At 43.5% G+C, this 17,780-nt stretch carries 14 protein-coding genes and 2 pseudogenes; 14 read left to right on the top strand and 2 right to left on the bottom strand.

Translation table 11 applies throughout. The features are described from left to right. Window positions 1–363 precede the first annotated feature (363 nt). Window positions 364–1,809 (bottom strand): 6-phospho-beta-glucosidase, encoded by a 1,446-nt coding sequence (locus tag HMPREF3168_RS09310; protein ID WP_070489756.1) that lies wholly within the window; start codon window positions 1,807–1,809, stop codon window positions 364–366. 453 nt (window positions 1,810–2,262) lie between these two features. Here HMPREF3168_RS09310 and HMPREF3168_RS10025 point away from each other — a divergent pair. The 5 genes and pseudogenes from HMPREF3168_RS10025 to HMPREF3168_RS10845 all read left to right on the top strand — a co-directional run. Continuing rightward, window positions 2,263–2,369, top strand: a pseudogene (locus HMPREF3168_RS10025) (PTS sugar transporter subunit IIB); the annotation flags it as partial. An 86-nt stretch (window positions 2,370–2,455) separates the two neighbouring features. Further along, a pseudogene (locus HMPREF3168_RS10855) lies at window positions 2,456–2,875 on the top strand (PTS lactose/cellobiose transporter subunit IIA). 145 nt (window positions 2,876–3,020) lie between these two features. Further along, window positions 3,021–3,347 (top strand): heavy metal-binding domain-containing protein, encoded by a 327-nt coding sequence (locus tag HMPREF3168_RS09295; protein ID WP_003613025.1) that lies wholly within the window; start codon window positions 3,021–3,023, stop codon window positions 3,345–3,347. A 126-nt stretch (window positions 3,348–3,473) separates the two neighbouring features. After that, window positions 3,474–3,968, top strand: a complete 495-nt coding sequence (locus HMPREF3168_RS10850) for a GGDEF domain-containing protein (RefSeq protein ID WP_246825716.1) — start codon at window positions 3,474–3,476, stop codon at window positions 3,966–3,968. 76 nt (window positions 3,969–4,044) lie between these two features. After that, complete coding sequence (locus HMPREF3168_RS10845; RefSeq protein ID WP_246825715.1) at window positions 4,045–4,257, top strand: hypothetical protein; 213 nt, start codon at window positions 4,045–4,047, stop codon at window positions 4,255–4,257. A 38-nt stretch (window positions 4,258–4,295) separates the two neighbouring features. On the opposite strand, the gene HMPREF3168_RS09285 is transcribed toward HMPREF3168_RS10845, so the two are convergent. Further along, window positions 4,296–5,201, bottom strand: a complete 906-nt coding sequence (locus HMPREF3168_RS09285; protein ID WP_210384552.1) for an alpha/beta hydrolase — start codon at window positions 5,199–5,201, stop codon at window positions 4,296–4,298. A 167-nt stretch (window positions 5,202–5,368) separates the two neighbouring features. Here HMPREF3168_RS09285 and HMPREF3168_RS09280 point away from each other — a divergent pair, with 167 nt between their 5' ends. From HMPREF3168_RS09280 to pglX, 9 genes are all read left to right on the top strand, one after another. Then, complete coding sequence (locus HMPREF3168_RS09280) at window positions 5,369–7,264, top strand: alpha/beta hydrolase family protein (RefSeq protein ID WP_070489752.1); 1,896 nt, start codon at window positions 5,369–5,371, stop codon at window positions 7,262–7,264. A 131-nt stretch (window positions 7,265–7,395) separates the two neighbouring features. Then, a complete protein-coding gene (locus HMPREF3168_RS09275; protein WP_070489750.1) occupies window positions 7,396–8,232 on the top strand; it encodes an alpha/beta hydrolase in 837 nt (278 codons plus the stop codon). 15 nt (window positions 8,233–8,247) lie between these two features. Then, on the top strand, window positions 8,248–8,709 hold the full coding sequence (locus HMPREF3168_RS09270) for a GNAT family N-acetyltransferase (protein ID WP_070489749.1): 462 nt from the start codon (window positions 8,248–8,250) through the stop codon (window positions 8,707–8,709). A 222-nt stretch (window positions 8,710–8,931) separates the two neighbouring features. Next, complete coding sequence (locus tag HMPREF3168_RS09265; protein WP_003615291.1) at window positions 8,932–9,156, top strand: hypothetical protein; 225 nt, start codon at window positions 8,932–8,934, stop codon at window positions 9,154–9,156. Between the two features lie 274 nt (window positions 9,157–9,430). Continuing rightward, the gene (locus HMPREF3168_RS09260; RefSeq protein WP_070489747.1) at window positions 9,431–11,524 is read left to right on the top strand and encodes a DUF262 domain-containing protein; all 2,094 of its coding nucleotides are present in this window, start codon (window positions 9,431–9,433) and stop codon (window positions 11,522–11,524) included. Window positions 11,525–11,679: 155 nt separating this feature from the next. After that, the gene (locus HMPREF3168_RS09255) at window positions 11,680–12,294 is read left to right on the top strand and encodes a DUF1819 family protein (protein WP_070489745.1); all 615 of its coding nucleotides are present in this window, start codon (window positions 11,680–11,682) and stop codon (window positions 12,292–12,294) included. A 12-nt stretch (window positions 12,295–12,306) separates the two neighbouring features. Further along, complete coding sequence (locus tag HMPREF3168_RS09250) at window positions 12,307–12,867, top strand: DUF1788 domain-containing protein (protein ID WP_070489742.1); 561 nt, start codon at window positions 12,307–12,309, stop codon at window positions 12,865–12,867. 14 nt (window positions 12,868–12,881) lie between these two features. After that, the gene (brxC, locus tag HMPREF3168_RS09245) at window positions 12,882–16,448 is read left to right on the top strand and encodes a BREX system P-loop protein BrxC (protein ID WP_070489741.1); all 3,567 of its coding nucleotides are present in this window, start codon (window positions 12,882–12,884) and stop codon (window positions 16,446–16,448) included. A 12-nt stretch (window positions 16,449–16,460) separates the two neighbouring features. Beyond that, on the top strand, window positions 16,461–17,765 hold the full coding sequence (gene pglX / locus HMPREF3168_RS09240; protein WP_070489739.1) for a BREX-1 system adenine-specific DNA-methyltransferase PglX: 1,305 nt from the start codon (window positions 16,461–16,463) through the stop codon (window positions 17,763–17,765). Window positions 17,766–17,780 lie beyond the last annotated feature (15 nt).

Below are 17,780 nucleotides of genomic sequence, written 5' to 3'. Positions count from 1 at the left end.
TCGTGAGAGAAATGGAAGCCGGCAGAGTCCTATATTATGTGCTGGGTATGTTCCAGCCAGGCATGTTGGTGTCGGAAGTAAAGATATCGATGATGCGATAGTCGCAAAGTTGAATATCTTGACCATAATGTGAACCAGCCGGTATCAAGCGCACATTCTTCCACATTTCTTATAGCACTTGGCAAGGCAATGCTCAGCCTGGCTCAAAGGCCAAAAGGACTTCAAAGATCTGGTTTACAGCAGCCATTTTAAGTAGAAAAAGAAAATTAGCTAAGCACAAAAAAACGATCAAGATCATAGCAGATCTTGGTCGCTTTTCGCGTTTTCGTTAAGAGATTAAGTAGCAATAAGAATTAGAGAAGATTAGTCGAGGTCAGTCCCGTTGGATGCAATGACCTTCTTGTACCAGTAGTAGGAGTTCTTTGGGGTTCTGCTGAGGTCGCCGACTCCTTGGTCATTCTTGTTGACGTAGATGAAACCGTAGCGCTTGTCCATTTGGCCAGTCCCGGCAGAAACCAGGTCGATTGGCCCCCATGGCAGGTAGCCCATCAGGTCAACGCCGTCGATCGCAACTGCCTTTTCCATTTCGCTAATGTGTTTCTTCAGGTAGTCAACCCGGTATGGGTCATGAATCTTGCCGTCTTCGACCTTGTCGTAGGCCCCCAAGCCGTTTTCAACGATGAAGAGGGGTAGGTGGTAGCGGTCAGTCAAGTGGTTCAAAGCCAGGCGGAGGCCAACCGGGTCAATTTCCCAGCCCCAGTCGCTTCTTTCCAAAGTCGGGTTAACCGCAACCGCCTTTTCCAGGTCGCTCAGTTCATCAGCTGAGACCTTTTCGCTGGAGACAGTAGTTGACTGGTAGTAAGAGAAGGCCACGTAGTCAACGGTCCCTTCTTTAAGGACGACTCTGTCTTCGTCAGTGATGTCTGGCCGGTAGCCGTGCTTTTCAATATAGGCTTCAATTGCCTTCGGGTATTCGCCGAAGACTTGGACGTCTGAGAAGAAGTCCCGGTGCTGTTCGAACTTGTCAGCCAAGAGGGCGTCTTCTGAGCTTGGCGTCAGCGGGCGGACTGGTGAGTAGTTGATCATCAGGCCGATCTTGAAGTTAGGGTTGATCTTGTGGCCGATCTTGACTGCCAGGGCGCTGGCCACGAATTCATAGTGGGCAGCCTGGTACATGGCGGCTTCTTTTTCTTCATCAGTCATACCTTCTTTAAAGAGGATACCAGAGTTGGTAGCCATCAAGAAGTCGTTGTTGAAGGCACTTTGGTTGTCGATTTCGTTGAAGGTCATCCAGTACTTGACCTTGTCCTTGTAGCGCTTGAAGCAGACTTCAGCAAAGCGGACGAAGAAGTCGATGGTCTTGCGGTTGGTGAAGCCTCCGTAGTTCTTGGCCAGGTTGAATGGCATTTCAAAGTGGCTCAAGGTGATGACAGGTTCAATGCCGTACTTGTGCATTTCGTCAAAAAGGTCATCGTAGAACTTCAAGCCTGCTTCATTAGGTTCAGCGTCGTCACCATTAGGGAAGATTCTGGTCCAGGCAATGGAGGTTCTGAAAGCCTTGAAGCCCATCCCGGCCAGGAGTTTGATGTCTTCTTTATAGTGGTGGTGGAAATCGATGGCTGAGTGGTTCGGGTAGTTCTTCCCCGGCAATACGCCGTCGGTGATTTCCCGCGGCTTAGTGGCTGAACCGACGGTCATGACGTCGGCAACGGACACGCCCTTGCCGCCTACGTCCCAGGCACCTTCAAGCTGGTGGGCAGCAACCGCGCCGCCCCATAAAAATCCTTCTGGCATTTTTGCAGAATACATTGAGCAAAACCTCCATTTTCATTTGTGTATGTTTTCAACAGTTTTCATCACTCGACCATACATTTTCATATTTTCACCACTTGCAAGTAACCGCTTCCAAGAATGACTATAGTTGGAATTTATAGGCATTGCAAGAGTGAAAGGGCAGATAATTGGTATTTTTTAGAAAAAAGCATAGAACTGAAACTTGTAGAAATAAGAAAATAAGCTTAGCACAGCAATAATAGCGCAAGTGTTTCAGAAAAACTGGTTTTTATTAGGAAGAAAGTCCTGTTTTCTGAAATTAAAAGATATGTCTTTTAGAATAATTTTAAAAAGGTCAACTCCGTAAAAAGTCCGGTATACCGCCGCTCATTGGTGTTTTCTTCAAGGCTGTAAGAAAAAATGTAATGAAAGTGGTATACACTGTAAGCGCAAACAGACAACGTAAGAAAAGTCTAGGAGGAAATAATTATGGCTACCAAAACCATTATGTTGAACTGCGCGGCTGGGATGAGCACCAGCTTGCTCGTTAAGAAGTGCAAGAAGCTGCCAAGGCCCAAGGCAAGGACTACGAAATAAATTAAAAATGGCTGAATTAAAAGATACAGCAGAAACCTTGAAGCAGGAAGCTGAAAATCAGCAAAGCCGGTAATAAGCAACCTTGATGGCGGCTATGGGCCTCATTGCCAACGGCGGCAATGCCAAGAGCCTGGCTTTTGAAGCAATTCGCCTAGCCAAGGTTGGCAGAAGCAGACAAGTCCCTGCTTGACGCCCACAACTCACAAACGGACATGTTGACCAAGAAGGCCAAGGCTAGCATACTCACGTGACTCTTCTGGTTGTCCACTCACAGGACCACTTGATGAACGCCATCACCTTCCGCGACTTGGCGGGGGAAATGGTTGACTTGTATGAAAAGCTTTACGCCAGCGGCAGTTTGAAGACCGAGTCATGGAGAGGTGCTGTCGTAGCGAACGTCTGCGCGATCGTTGCTTTCTTAATCTGGTATCCATTCATGAAGCGCTTCGACCTCAAGACTTACAAGAAGGAACAAGAAGAAGCAAAGCAAAACGCTAACGCTTAATTAGTAATACATTAGCAAAAAAGCCGCCAGCTAGCGGCTTTTTTTAGTGCTTTATAATATTACAACAAGTATAGAAAAACCTCTTTCCAAAATTTTTCCTTGTGCTACAATCTAGGAAACGTTTGAAGAAAACGAGGTAATTGAAATGGAAAACAAAATGTTGGTAGTAACGACGGAAAATATCCCAGGCCGCAAGTATGAAGTAATCGGTGAAGTCTTTGGGGTAACCACCCAGTCAAAGAACTTCGCGTCAGTCTTTGGGGCTGGTCTTAAGAGCATGATTGGCGGGGAAATCAAGGCCTTCACCAAGATGCTGACGACTTCAAGAGAAGTCGCCCTGGACCGTTTGCGTGAAGAAGCAGGCAAACTTGACGCGGACGCCGTAGTCATGATGCGCTTTGACTCCGGCTCAATCGCCGGCGACATGCAGTCAGTCGTAGCTTATGGGACCGCCGTTAAGTTCGTCGACTAGCAAAAAGAATAGATTGGCTAAAAGCAGTTTCCTTCGGGAGCAATGTCATTAAGTTAAGGCATTGACTTTGACCGGGATGTAAGCAAATATCTTGATAAACATAAAGGAGAGCCTTCAGTTGGTGCATTGATCGACAGCGATGACCTCAAGTACATCAATGACCTCTATGGCCATGATGCAGGTGACGCGGCGCTGAAGACTTTTGCCAAGGTTCCGGAAGACAATTTCGGCCAGCTGGGCAAGGTTTGCCGCAACGGCGGGGATGAATTTGCCGTCTTTTTGAAGCGGACGACAAGGACTGAGGGACGGGCGATTTTTAAAAAGCTCTTCCGGCAAAAGTTGACTTTTAGCTACCAAGGCAAAGACTATCCTTATACGATCTCCCTGGGTTTCGCCGTTTACCCGGACCAGGGGGCAAGCCGGGAAGAACTCTTGAACAAGGCTGATACGGCCCTCTATGCCGTGAAAATGACCGGGAAGGGAACGATGGCGGCTTACCACCCGGATATGGTCAAGGAAGGACGGGCACAACTGGGCTTTAATCTGCGCGACTTGGCAGTCAACCTGCCTGGTGCCTTCTTCATCTACCGGGCTGATGACGGGAAGATCCTATTTTGCTAATAGGGAACTGCTGAGGATTACGGAATGCTCTAGCATGGAAGCGCTTATCTAATTTATCGGCCGGGAAGTCAAGGGCTTGCTCGCTCCAGAAGACTATGCTGAAGCTGTAGAGAGCTGTGACCAGCAGGTGGGGGACAGCGATGATGCAGTGGCTCATATGGACTACCATGTCATCACCAAAGAGACTCACAAGCGGATCTACGTGCATGCCGTGGCCCATATGGTCAAAAATCCCTACTTTGGTCAGATCTATTATGTTATTCTCAGCCCCAAGCCAGAGCAAAAATAACAAACGAAACGAAAACGCGTCCTTATACAAGGGCGCGTTTATTTATTGTAGCTACTCTTTAAGTGCTTTCTGAAGAAGTTCAGCTCGTCCAGGTTGCACTGCTTGGCGATGTCGTCTCTTTGGTTGCAGTGAAAGACGTGGCCACGCGGGTTCTCCATATCCCCGTAGATGTGGAGTTCATGCGGGATCTCCTTGGCCAAAAGATAGCCGTCCAAGCGGACAGCAGAATCGCGCAGGAAGTCCTGGTTAGCCGTCATGATAAAGAGCGGTGGCAAGTTTTGCGTCAAGTACTTTTCTGTGTTCAGCATCTCTTCCTTGCCGCTGACTGCTTCTGGGGTAAAGTAGGCGCCTGGCGCGCCATCAGTAAAGCCCGGGGTGAGCATGAAGTAGGCCCCGCAGTTAAGCGCGGCTGCTCTGACTGTTAGTTTTGGCAGTTCGTAGCCAAAAAGCTGGCGGAACTTGTCATTGGTCAAGATGGCCAGGTACTGCTCTTCCATCTGCCCACCGGCTGAGTCGCCAACTAAGAAGACATTGCCCATGTCCAGGTCATATTCAGCTCCGTGTTCAGCCACCCAGTGCATCAAGCGGTTGACATCATCCATTTCGCCTGGGAACTGGACGTTAGGAGCCAGGCGGTAGTTGAAGTTGACAAAGGCGAAGCCTTCTTTAGCCAGGCCCAGCCCGTAGAACTGGTAGGTTTCCTTAGTCCCGTAAACCCAGCCGCCGCCGTGAATGCTGATGATGACCGGGACCTTGCCGGTCCGCTTCTTAGGCAAGTAAATGTCCAGCAAGTTCCACTTTGGGTCTGGCCCGTAGCTTAGGTCATTGATTCTTTCAACTTCTGGGATTTCGGTTGGCAAGCCTGCGTCGCGCTTGTCGTCGTGCATCTTGGATCCAGTCCGCATCTCTTCAACAGCTTGTGAGATTTTTCTATCAAGTGTCATGTTTTTCTCCTTTCGCATGTAAGCGTTAACCAAATTATAGCCGATATGGTCAATTTTGGCAGAAAAATAAGTTTTATTACAAAAAATCCAGATTAAGCGTAAATTTAATACTTTAACTTTGCTATAATGAAGTCACCTAAATACAAGATGCAGGAGGAAAAAGAACAATGGAAGCAGTTAAAGCAGAAGATTTGTATCAAGTCGTCAGCCTGGGCAACTTGCAAGCAAACGGCCAAAGGGCAGTACTGGCCAGAAACCAGGCCAAAGCCGATGGAGAAGGCTACTGGAACTGGCTGGACGTCTTTGAAAATGGTGAGCTCAAGCGCTTAACGACTTTGGGGCAGGAAAAGAGCTATGCCTTGGTAGATAATAGTGTCTACTACACCGCTCAAGAGGGCAAAGGCAATTGCTTGCTCTACAAGCAGGAACTTGACCAAGCCAGTCCGGCAAAAGTTGCTGATTTCAAAGAAGCCGGCTACCAGGTAATCAATTCCGTTGCTGGCCGCTATCTCCTTTTGTCCAGACGAGTGGATTTAGCTGAGAAAAAGTCCACCGATTACCAGGTCCTGGACGAACTACCATACTACTTCAACGGCCAGGGCTACATCAACAAGCTCCGCGACCGCCTCTATGTCTGGGACCTGGAAGAAGAAAAGCTGACTGAACTTTTTAAAGATGACCCAAGCTTCACGGTCATGGAAACCTTTGTAGCCAAGGAGAAAGTCTATGTGGTGGGCGTCAGCTACCAGACCCGGCGGCCATTTGACGGGGCAGTCTATGAAGTTGACCCAAGTACGGGAGAAGCTAAGCTCTTTTTAGCGGCAGGTAAGGCCGAAGTCTCTGCAATTTTTGCCTTGAAGGGACAAGTCTACTGCTTCGCTAACACTCATAAAAAGACCGGCTTAAACGAAAATCCGGAATTCTACCGGCTGACGGAAGATGGCCTGGAATTAGCAGCTAACTTCGACAATTCCGGCCAGAGCGCGATTGCCGGGGACTGCGGGGTGATTGGCGGCAATGCTTTTGACGTCTATGGCGACAAGTTCTACTTCGTGACCACCATCGTTGACCACGATGAAATCTACGTTTTTGACGGGCAGGAAGTCAAGCCGTTTTTTGCAACGGATGGCATCATCAAGGGCTTTCGTTTGACAGGTGAAAATGAACTTTTCCTGGAAGCAGCCTTTGCCAACGAGCTTTTGGAATTCTACCTGGTTAAAAATGGCCAGGTGAAAAAATTGTCCAGCTACAATGACCAGGCTTTAGCCGGCAAATACGTAGCTAAAGTCAACGAAGTCGAATATGAATCAGTTGAAGACGGGATCCAGCACGGCTGGGTGCTTTTGCCAAAGGATTACCGGGCAGGCAAAAAATACCCGGCGATCCTGGACGTTCACGGCGGCCCCCGCGCCACTTACAGCAAGGCCTTCTTCCATGAGATGCAGGTTTGGGCCGGAGCCGGCTACTTCGTCTTCTTCTGCAACATCCACGGTTCAAACGGGCAGGGGAACCAGTACGGGGACCTGCGGGGCCGCTACGGGACAGTAGACTACGAGGACTTAATGAAGTTTACTGACACGGTTTTGGCGGCTTATCCAGACATCGACCAGACCCGTTTAGGAATCACCGGGGGTTCATACGGCGGCTTTATGACCAACTGGGTGATCGGCCATACCGACCGCTTCAAGGCGGCAGCTTCCCAGCGGTCCATCTCCAACTGGCTCAGCTTTGAGCATATGTCAGATATTGCCCCAGAATTTTGCGTTGACCAGGTGGGGGCCAGTGAAGATGATAATCCGGAAAAGGTTTGGCTGCACTCACCGCTCAAGTACGTGAAAAATGTGAAGACACCGACTCTGTTTTTGAATTCAGATGAGGATTACCGTTGCCCGGTTGAAGAAGGGATGCAGATGTTCCATGCTCTCATGTCTCACGGCGTGGAAAGCCGGATGGTGGTCTTCCATGGGGAAAACCACGAACTGTCCAGAAGCGGGCGGCCAAAGAACCGCTTGAGCCGGTTGCAGGAAATCCAGACCTGGTTTGACGGACATTTGGACAAGTAAGAAAAAAACGAGAAAATGACAATGATCCTTCCGAGATATTTGGGAGGATTTTTTTGCTTACTATTTGGCAGTGAAGAATCATCCAGGTAGAATAGACGTGAGTAAATAAATAAATTGGAAAGATGGAAAGTATGAAGACGAAAACAAGAAGCAAATTTTTGGCCAAAACTATCCCGATTCTGCTGACCGCCTTGCTTTTCCTGACGGCTTGTCAAAAGCCCCTGACTAAGGCGGAAAAAGAGGAGCAGGCCAAAGAAACGGTAACCTTTTTCTTCCATGGCTACGGGTCCAGCATCAACGCGGAAAAACACATGGCTGAAGCGGCCAGACAGGCAGGCAAGAGCAATGAGGTTTTAGAAGCCAGGGTTGAAGAAAACGGGTCAGTCAAAATCAAGGGCAAGCTCGCGGATAATCCGAAGAACCCAATCGTTCTGGTCGGCTTCTCCAACAACCGGAATCCTGATTACCACAAGGATGGCTGGTATGCCTACAAGGCAGTTAAGGCAGCCCAGAAGAAGCTGGGCTTTTCCAAGATGAACCTGGTCGGCCACTCCATGGGCAATATGGCGATCAGCTACATGATCATGGATTATTCTGCCAAAAAGAATTTTCCAACGATCAAGAAACAGGTTGATATTGCCGGCCACTTCAACGGGATTGTTGGTATGGAGAAGGATTCTCCAATCGATGCAGCCGGCAAGCCGAAGAAAATGAATTCGACTTATCAAGAACTGACGAAGCTTCGGCAGGTCTATCCAAAGGGGATTGGCGTCCTTAACATATACGGCGATACTGGTAAAAAGTCAGACGGCAGCGTCTACAACAATTCATCAAGGTCCCTCAAGTATCTTTTAATTAGGGCCAAGAGCTACAAGGAAGTGAAGATCACTGGCAAGGGCGGCCAGCACAGCCGGCTCCACGAAAACAGCCAAGTGGACCAGGTCCTGCAGAAGTTTTTGTGGGAATAAGAAAAGAGGCAGAGCATGACAACAGAATTAGTAAAGCTGGATGAAAGTTTTGCGGAGGATTTTTGGCGGCTGAGAAAAGAACTGTTTACGGAACTAGGGGAGGTTGCTGAAAGTGAAGATTTGTCTGCCCTGGAAGAAGCGACTAAGCAGTACTTTTTGGCCCATATTGGCCAGTATATGGTCAGCTGGGGGATGCTGGAAGACGGGCAATTGGCAGCAACCGGTTCGCTCTGTCTTTTTAGCCGGATTCCCTACGCGGAGAACTTGACCGGACAGGAAGGCTATATCTTGAACATCTACACGTCGCCTAAGTCCAGAAAGCAGGGCTACGCCAAGAGAATTGTCGATGAAATAATTGGCTATGCCCGTAGAACCGGGATAAAACGCCTTTGGTTGAATGCCAGTGAAGACGGCGCGGGCGTGTATGCTCAGCGGGGCTTTACTAAAAAGGACAACGAGATGGAGCTGTTTTTGTAGAAAATCAATAAAGCACTTTATATCTATCTAAATCTACCTAAATCCTTTCAAGCAAGCAGCTTGGAAGGATTTTTTTGAGTGCAAAAAACAAAACCGCGTAGCAGCTTAGCCTGAAAAGGCCAAATTCAATAAGTAAGAAATAATGTATATGACTGCTGGAACTCGGATAGCAGGCGAGAATAGAAAAATTACTTAATAGAGATGAGATAGAGAGGGAAAAACATGAACATCAAAAAGATTGTTAAGCTGGCTATTGTTCTAGCATCCCTGATTGCCTTATCGCAAACTGGCCTGCCAAGCGCTATCGCAGACGCCTTGACCCCGGCAGCTGTTGGCAGCACGGCAACTATCGCACAAGCTGCCAAAAATGCGGATGTAGCAACCACCGCGGCGACTGCTCCAACGGCTCCAACTGAACCAAGCAAGCCAACCACTCCAACTCGCTAACGTTACGTTGTTATTGTAGTTGTCCGGGTTCACTACTACAGTTGCCGCAGCTACAGCTGCCGCCCATTCTTCGCAGTGCACCGTTGCTTCCGCTCCTGCGCTTGGATGCCATTCTTCTTCTAAGCCGGCAGCTCTGACTTAAGTACATTTTTTCTCCAATACAAATCAACTCTCTCTAATTGCTTAGGGAGAGTTTTTTAGTAGAGTCTAAAAGGCCATTAAGAAAGTAAAATGCTATCATATAAATATCTATAGAGAATGTGAGGAAAAGAAAATGAAGGGTACCGCGATACCAATTTATGAGATGTTTGACGGTTCAAAAACTAAGCTACAAATTCCTGTATACCAAAGAAATTATGATTGGAAGGTTCCGAACTGCCAACAACTTTTTGATGATTTGGTTGATATGGTAAAAGAGGATAGAGACACCCACTTCTTTGGTAGCATTGTTGAAATTGGCGGAGATTACAGCAGCAAACTTCAAATTATCGATGGTCAACAGCGCCTAACTACCGTATATCTTCTTATTTTGGCTATGGTTAAACTACTAGAAGATGGTCAAATTGAAGCCGAAGATCCAGACCTAGTTGCTGAAGAAATTGAAGAGGATTATTTAATCTGCCGGCATGTGAAAGACAGAGAGAATATTGACCATTATAAATTGCAGCCCGTCAAGCATGATGCCGAAGCCTTGATGAAACTATTTGGACCGGAATCAGGCTATGTAGGAGACTCGAATCAAACGACCAACTTTAAGTTCTTCCAAGATGAGATATTAAAGAAAAGGATCTCAGTTGATGAGCTATGGGATGCAATTCAACGTCTTATCGTAATTGATATTTCACTCAGACAAGGAGAAGATGATGCCCAGCTGATTTTTGAAAGCTTGAACTCCACCGGCGTTGATTTGACCGAAGCGGATAAAATTAGAAACTTTGTTTTGATGAACTTGCCAGCTGATCAACAGGAAGAATACTACAACAAGTATTGGCATCCGATCGAACTTGATACGGAAGAAGGTAACGAGTATCACGTTTCTGAGTTTATCCGTAACTACTTAACCTTCAAGCTCAAAAAGGTACCTGCAATGGGCAAAGTTTATCAAGTCTTCAAGCGTTTCATTGAGCAGAAAAAGATGACCACGGAAGCTGTTTTGCAGGATTTGCTCAAGTATGGAGGTTACGAGAAACAGATCAGAAGTGCGCAGAGTCCAAGCGACAAGGTAAACGTGTTGCTTAAGCGTTTGGCTGTCTTGGAAGTGAGTGTTACCAGACCGTTTATTCTGCCGCTTTTTGACTACTGGCAAGAAGGTAAAGTCAACGCTGATGAAGTTGCCGCTGTTTTGGGGAGTATTGAATCGTACATTTTCAGACGACTAATTTGCGGGATGCAGAACAATTCATTGAACAAGCTATTTGCGACCCTGTTCAGCGACTCCCTTAAGTACGTTGACCAGTCAGACAACTATGTTGATATCATCAACTACTTGCTTCTGTCTAAAACGGAAGTGTCACACTTCCCGACGGATGATGAATTTGCGGAGAGCATTGAGACTAGGGATGCCTACAACATGCGGCAGCAGACCAAGTATTACATCTTTGATCGCTTAGAGAACCAAGATTCACTTGAAAGAGTCAATGTCATTGACGGGATGCAAAATAATCAATTTACGATTGAGCATATTATGCCGCAAACGCTGTCCAGCGCGTGGAAAAAGGAGCTTGGGGATGATTATCAAGCGATTTATGACCGTTGGGACAACCGTCTCGCTAACTTGACGTTGACGGCTTATAATTCAAGCTACAGCAACAAGAGTTTTCACGAGAAAAAGACGGCTGAGAACGGCTTTGATCATAGTGGATTTAGACTGAATGATTTTGTTAAGGGATGTGACCATTGGACTGAAAAGGAATTAATAGAACGCAGTGAACTGTTGAAGCAGACGGCTTTGAAGCTCTGGCCAATGCCAAGCAGTAATTTTCAGCCGAAGGTTGTTGAAAATGAAGTGTATGGCCTTGATGACGACAACAACTACGCTAACGTGAAGATCGCTTCCTACAGTTTGATGAACACACCTTACAAGCTACCTAAGCGTACTTGGAAAGAGATGTATATCGGAGTTGTGCGGGCACTCTATGAGCTTGATCCTGCGCCTATGCGCCAACTAATTGCAGGTGATAGGACAAAACTTGAAAAAGTACTGATTGATCATCCAGAAAACGGCTTTAGCCAAGTTGCTGACGGTGTCTACTTGTACACGAGCACTGACAACTGGAACAAGATTCACAAGTTGAGAGACTTGTTTGACTTCTATGGCATTGATCAAAGCGAATTACAGATTGAGGTCGTATCTGGGAAGAAGGAATAGGAGTTGAAGGGAAAATAATCTTAATGGGTAAATAGCCCTCTAAGTGGACACTTGGAGGACTTTTTTGCTACAGACAAATAGGAAGTTTCCTTATATAATAATAGTTGGCATATTGTGTGATTCACACGATACAAATGCACTTAGGGAGGTTATCAATGGCAACATTTAGAGATAATTGGCCATACACTGGAGTAATAACGAGAGAAAAGTTTCTTTTTAATGAAACGAGACTGACGGCTCAACTTCAACTTAAAGGTATGACTGATGAGCAAATTATTGAAAAGGTTGTTAGCGAAAATCTCTATCAATATCCTACAGATCGAATGCTCAGAAGTATGGCTAGGACATGCTTGAAACGTTTAGCTGCATTAGGTAATTCTAACTTAATAAAGGCACTAGCTACCGCTCCCGTTGAAGTAGCTAAACAAATTGACTTATATGCAATGATGTGTCAATACCATCTGGTTTGGGATTTTATGATAACGGTAATTGGCGAAAAATATCGAACAAATAATTTAACGTATGGTCACATTGATCTAAATGTTTTCATTAATTCCCTTCAAGAACAGCATGATAATGTTGCTAAATGGTCTGATTCAACTATCAAGCGCATAAAGAGAGAATTGAATCACCTCCTAATTGAAAATGATTATTTAGATAGTTTAAAGTCGACAAAACTTAACCCAGTAATCATTTCTCCCATTCTTGAGAAAGCGATTAAAGATAACGGAGACAAAGTTGCATTAATTGCTTTTAACTGCTTCGATTAAGGAGAATTAAAAATGACTGATAGCCTAAATGCTCGATTAGATAGTTTCAAAAAAACAATTCAAACAAGTGATTTCTTGGAAGGCAAAGGGTTGAGCAATGAAGTCAATATTCGTATCTTTTGCTACGATCCTAAAGATGAAATGAAAGTGCGTTACTACGTTGAACAGCTTCAAAAAGATACTAGCCTAAAATGTAACCTGATTACTAGAAATCTGTACGACGTCTTTCTTGATATTTGTCAAAATAAGCGACTGTTAGATAAAATTCCTGCGAAAGAAGAGAAAAAAGGTTCAGAAAAGCTCTTAGTTAGCCTAAAAGGTGCAAGAAAGGTACAAAATTTTGTCGAACAAATTCAATATGAACCGCAAGAAACGGGAGACATACTGCTTCTAACAGGCGTTGGGGAAGTATATCCATTTTTACGATTGCATACACTACTTGAAGCATTGCAGCCTGTAATACCCAAAATTCCAATTGTCGTGATGTATCCTGGTAGTTTTGATGGACATCAATTAACCTTGTTTAACAAGCTCCAGCCAAATGATTATTATCGAGCTTTTAATTTGATTTAATGTGAGGAAGAAAAATGAGAATTAAAGAAATGTTCAAAGATGATATCAATCGTAACATCAATGGTGTCATCAAGGTTGATGAAAAAACTAATGTAACTCTTAGCCAAGAAGTTAGAGAGTATGTTATCACTAAAGAGTTAAAGAAGCACTTCGTAACTTTCTTTGATGCTTTTGATGAATCATTTGATCAACCAACAGCTGATATCGGGGTCTGGATTTCAGGCTTCTTTGGTAGTGGTAAATCTCACTTCTTAAAGATGTTGTCATACATTTTACAAAATAAAGAAATTGATGGGCACCCGACAGTTGAGTATTTTAGAGATAAGTTTGAGGGAGATCCGCTGACTTTTGAATTGATCGAAAAAGCGACAAAAAGTAAGGCGGAAACGATTCTGTTTAACATTGACGTTGAATCAGTAACAACTAATGCGGATGCAGTTGTACGGGTTTTTGCTAAGATGTTTTACAATCATCTGGGTTTTTACGGAGAGAATTTAAAGGTTGCGCGTTTAGAACGCTTTATTGACAAAAAAGGGAAGACAGAAGAGTTTAGAAGAGTTTTTGAAGAAAAAAGCGGCGAGTCATGGCTTGAAAGCCGAGATTCTTTTGACTTTTACGAAGATGAAGTAGAAGAAACCTTGCAAGAAGTACTGGGGATGAGTGAAAAGGCAGCTGGGAACTGGTTCAATGGCGAAGAAACGGATGAGATCAGTATCGACCGACTGGTTGATGAGATAAAAGACTACGTTGATACTAAACCGGCTGATTTTCGCTTATTGTTCATGGCTGATGAAGTGGGCCAATACGTTGGAACAGACAACCATAAACTGCTGAATCTTCAATCTATTGTAGAAGAACTTGGTAGTCGCTGTCAGGGTAAGGTTTGGGTAGTCTGCACCGGGCAAGAAGCAATTGATGAAATAATCAAGGTTCGTAACGATGAATTCTCAAAGATTCAAGCTCGATTTTCAATTCGTCTGAGTTTGTCGTCTTCATCAGTTGACGAAGTTATTCAGAAACGTATCTTGCGTAAAACAGATCAAGCTAAAGAAATTTTGGGCAATGTATATGATGACAATGACTCTGTTATGCGTAACCTATTTTCATTTTCTGGTTCAACACTCGATATAAAAGGGTTTAGAGGTCAAGAAGAATTTATTCAGGATTTTCCATTTGTGCCATACCAGTTCACATTAATGCAAAATGTATTTGCGCAAATCCGGAAACATGGTAATGCGGGGAAACACTTATCCGGCGGTGAGCGTTCAATGTTAAGCGGTTTCCAAGAAGTGGCACAAAAATTGGAAAGCCGTGATGAACGCACGTTGGCACCATTCCAAATGTTCTATGATACAGTTCAAACCTTCCTGGATAGTTCAATTCGACAAGTGATTGACCGGGCACAAAGAGCTGCAGATAACCATGAGGGGCTGGAACAGGTAGATGTTGATGTTTTAAAACTGCTGTATCTTATTCGTTATATTGATGATGTACCGGCCAATATTGATAATATTGTGATTTTAATGGCTGATAATATCAACTTAGATAAAATTGATGCCAAGAAGAAAATTAGTGAGTCTCTTAATCGCTTGCTGTCTCAAAACAAGATTGGCAGAACTGGTGACACATATAACTTCTTAACTGATGAAGAGCAGGATATCCAGCGAGAGATCAGTAATATCGTGGTCGACAACAGTGAGATTGTTGTTGAAATTAGCAAAAGAATTTTTGACGATATCTACCCAAGTAATAAGTATCGGTATGGTAAAAATGACTATTCATTTGATCGTTGGGTTGATGACCTTAGAGTAGGCCAGGTTCAGAATGGGATGAGCCTTAGAATTCTGACAGTTGCAACTGATGAAACGGATAAGTCTGAACTGAAGTTGACTGCTAATTCTTCTGGACATGATTCATATGTAGTTTTAGCTGATTCGCCATATTATGACTTGCTTCAACAAGCAATGAAGATTCATAAATATGTGAAGCAACGCAATATTAGTCAGTTGCCACAAACGCAACAAAACATCATTCGTGGTCAGCAAGAGCAGGCAAGTCAATATGAAAAAGAAGCAACAAGTGCTTTACAAGAGGCAATTGTCAGCGGAACTTTTTATGCTGCAGGTGAGAGAATTTCTGTTCAAGGAAATGATGCTAAATCGAAGTTAGATAATGTCTTAAATTACTTGGTCTCAACTGTATACAGTAAGCTTGAGCAAGTGCATAAGCATTATGATGGCAAGACTGCCGATGCTAATTTGAGAGATCTTTTTCAAGGAAAAAGTGAAAGAGCCGTTAGTTTCGAGTATGAGGATAACTACGATGCAGCGAAAGAAATGGATGACTATCTTGAAAGACAACTGCGTCAAAACATCTTAGTCACTATGAGCGATCTGCAAAAGAGATTCACTGCAATTCCTTACGGGTGGAGTCTAAATGACATTTTAGCAGTCTTAGGTTTATTGGTTAGCTACCAAAAAGTTACGATTAAGAATAGTGGTAATGTTGTACAGCCAAACGATCCAAGGTTATTAGACGTTTTGCGCTTACGAAGTGAAATCGGGAAAACTGAAATTTGTAAGCGGATTAATGCTGATCCAGCAACTATCAAAGAAGTTGTTGAGTTTCTAAGAGATTATTTCGATGAAATGGATATTCCAAATGATGAAGATGGCTTAGCCGCCTTTATTATTAAGAGATTCCAAGATCAGCAGAATCAATATAAATTACTGTTAAATGAATTTAAGGATCATCGTTATCCAAATAAAGGTGCTGTTCTGGATGCAGTTCATCTAACTGGTGAAATTTTAACCCAATATAAGGATAATATCGCTTTGTTCAATAAAGTGATCGAAAAGGAAGACGCTTTATATGATAGTCAAGAAGAATTATCAAAAGTTGATAATTTTTTCGAGAATCAAGTTTCAATCTTTAATTCAGCCAGCCGCTTAGTATCTTCGTTAACTCCAGATAGGAATGCTTTAACTGATATTCCGGAAGCCAAAGAAGACTTAAAACAGATCCAGAAGATCTTAAATGTTGATGTTAAGAACTATAATTATAACGAGATCCCAAAGTTAAATAGCTTGATGTCAAATCTGGAAAACATTCATGATAGGTTGCTTGATGAAAAGCGAGAAGAGCTAATCGAAATCATCCAAGCTTGCCTTGGTGAAATTCACAGCAAGATGGAAGATAGTAAAGATTATGATCTTGCCAAGGGTATCAGCAATAGAGCAGACCAGCAGTATGACAAACTGAAGGAAGACCTTAGAAATACAAGAGTTTTAGCATATTTTGCCGCAATTGAAAATCAGATTATTGATAATAAGGACCGAGCAATTAAAGAACTGGATCAACTTAACAGACCGGTTCAAAAGCCAGAGGTAAAACCTAAATCAAATGTAGGACCTCAACAAAAGAGCAATGTCAAGTCTAAGAAGATTAGGTCAGTTGAACGTCGACTTGTCTTTAACCAAGCTTCAATCAAAGATGAGAATGATATTCGCAATTATTTGGAACAAGTAAGAGACAAGCTAGAAACGCTATTAAAGGATTCTGACGAAGTAGAAATTAGATAATGGGGCTAGAAAATGGAAAAGAATTCGATAAAGAAGTTTGCGGTTTGGGCTAGAACAGAGTTACTAACTCGTGTAGCACAACGAGCAGCTAGATATGGGATTGAGAAAGACAATATGATAAATGTAAATGCAGACTCCATTAATGGGGTATTGTTGTCTCAAGACGAGAAAATTCAACGTCGTGCTTTGATTCGTCAAATTAATGAGAAGGGTTATGACCAAGTTGTTGAGGAAGTAGCTTATACTTGGTTTAACCGCTTTATCGCACTCCGCTTCATGGAAGTTAATGGTTACTTACCTTCCCATATTCGTGTTTTTACTAATGAAAACAACGAATTTAAGCCTGAAATACTGTCAGAAGCTATTAACTTAGATTTTGCTGGTTTAGATATACAAAAGGTTTACCAGCTTCAAGATGAAAACAAGACGGAAGAACTATATCGGTATTTACTGATCGTTCAGTGTAATGAGCTTAATTCAGCCTTACCGAAAATGTTTCAACGGTTGAATGACTATACAGAGCTCCTTTTGCCAGATAACCTGCTAAGAGATGGTAGCGTATTGGAGCAAATGGTATCTCTAATTCCAGAGGACGACTGGAAGGATCAAGTGCAGATTATCGGCTGGTTGTATCAGTATTACAACAGTGAGCTGAAGGATAAAGTCTTTGCTGATCTTAAGAAGAAAATCAAGATCTCAAAGGATAGTATTCCTGCAGCGACGCAACTATTTACCCCGGATTGGATTGTTAGATACATGGTTGATAACAGTTTGGGGAGAATGTGGTATGAAGGACACCCGTCTGAAAGTTTTAAGGAAAAACTGAAGTATTACATTGATGATGCAAAGCAAGAAGCTGATGTACAGGCTCAAGTTGATACAATTAAACAAAAGTATAGCCAGTTAAAGTCGGAAGAAATCAAGTGTATTGACCCCTGCTGCGGAAGTGGTCACATCTTAGTTTACTTCTTTGATGTACTGATGAATATCTACCAAGAATATGGTTATTCAACCCGTGAGGCAGCCATCAGTATTGTTGAGAATAATATCTGGGGATTAGATATTGATGAACGAGCAGCTCAATTAGCCTATTTTTCAATAATGATGAAGGCCAGAGCGTATGATCGTCGTTTCTTCAGTCGTAACATACAACCACATGTTTACGAAATTCGGGAAAGTAACAATATTGATCAAGCCTCACTAGAAGAAATATATCAAGAGAATAAAAATATTGCACCAGCAATCAAAGAAACTTTAGATGAACTATATGATGCAAAAGAGTATGGCTCGATCTTGCAAACTAAAGGTTCAGTATAAATTCTTGTGTAAATA

It is taken from the genome of Lactobacillus sp. HMSC08B12, from assembly GCF_001808415.1.
In the GTDB taxonomy this organism is placed as follows: Bacteria; Bacillota; Bacilli; order Lactobacillales; family Lactobacillaceae; genus Lactobacillus; species Lactobacillus delbrueckii.
The sequence above is the reverse complement of the archived record's forward strand: the minus strand, read 5'-3'. Positions and strand labels throughout refer to the sequence as shown.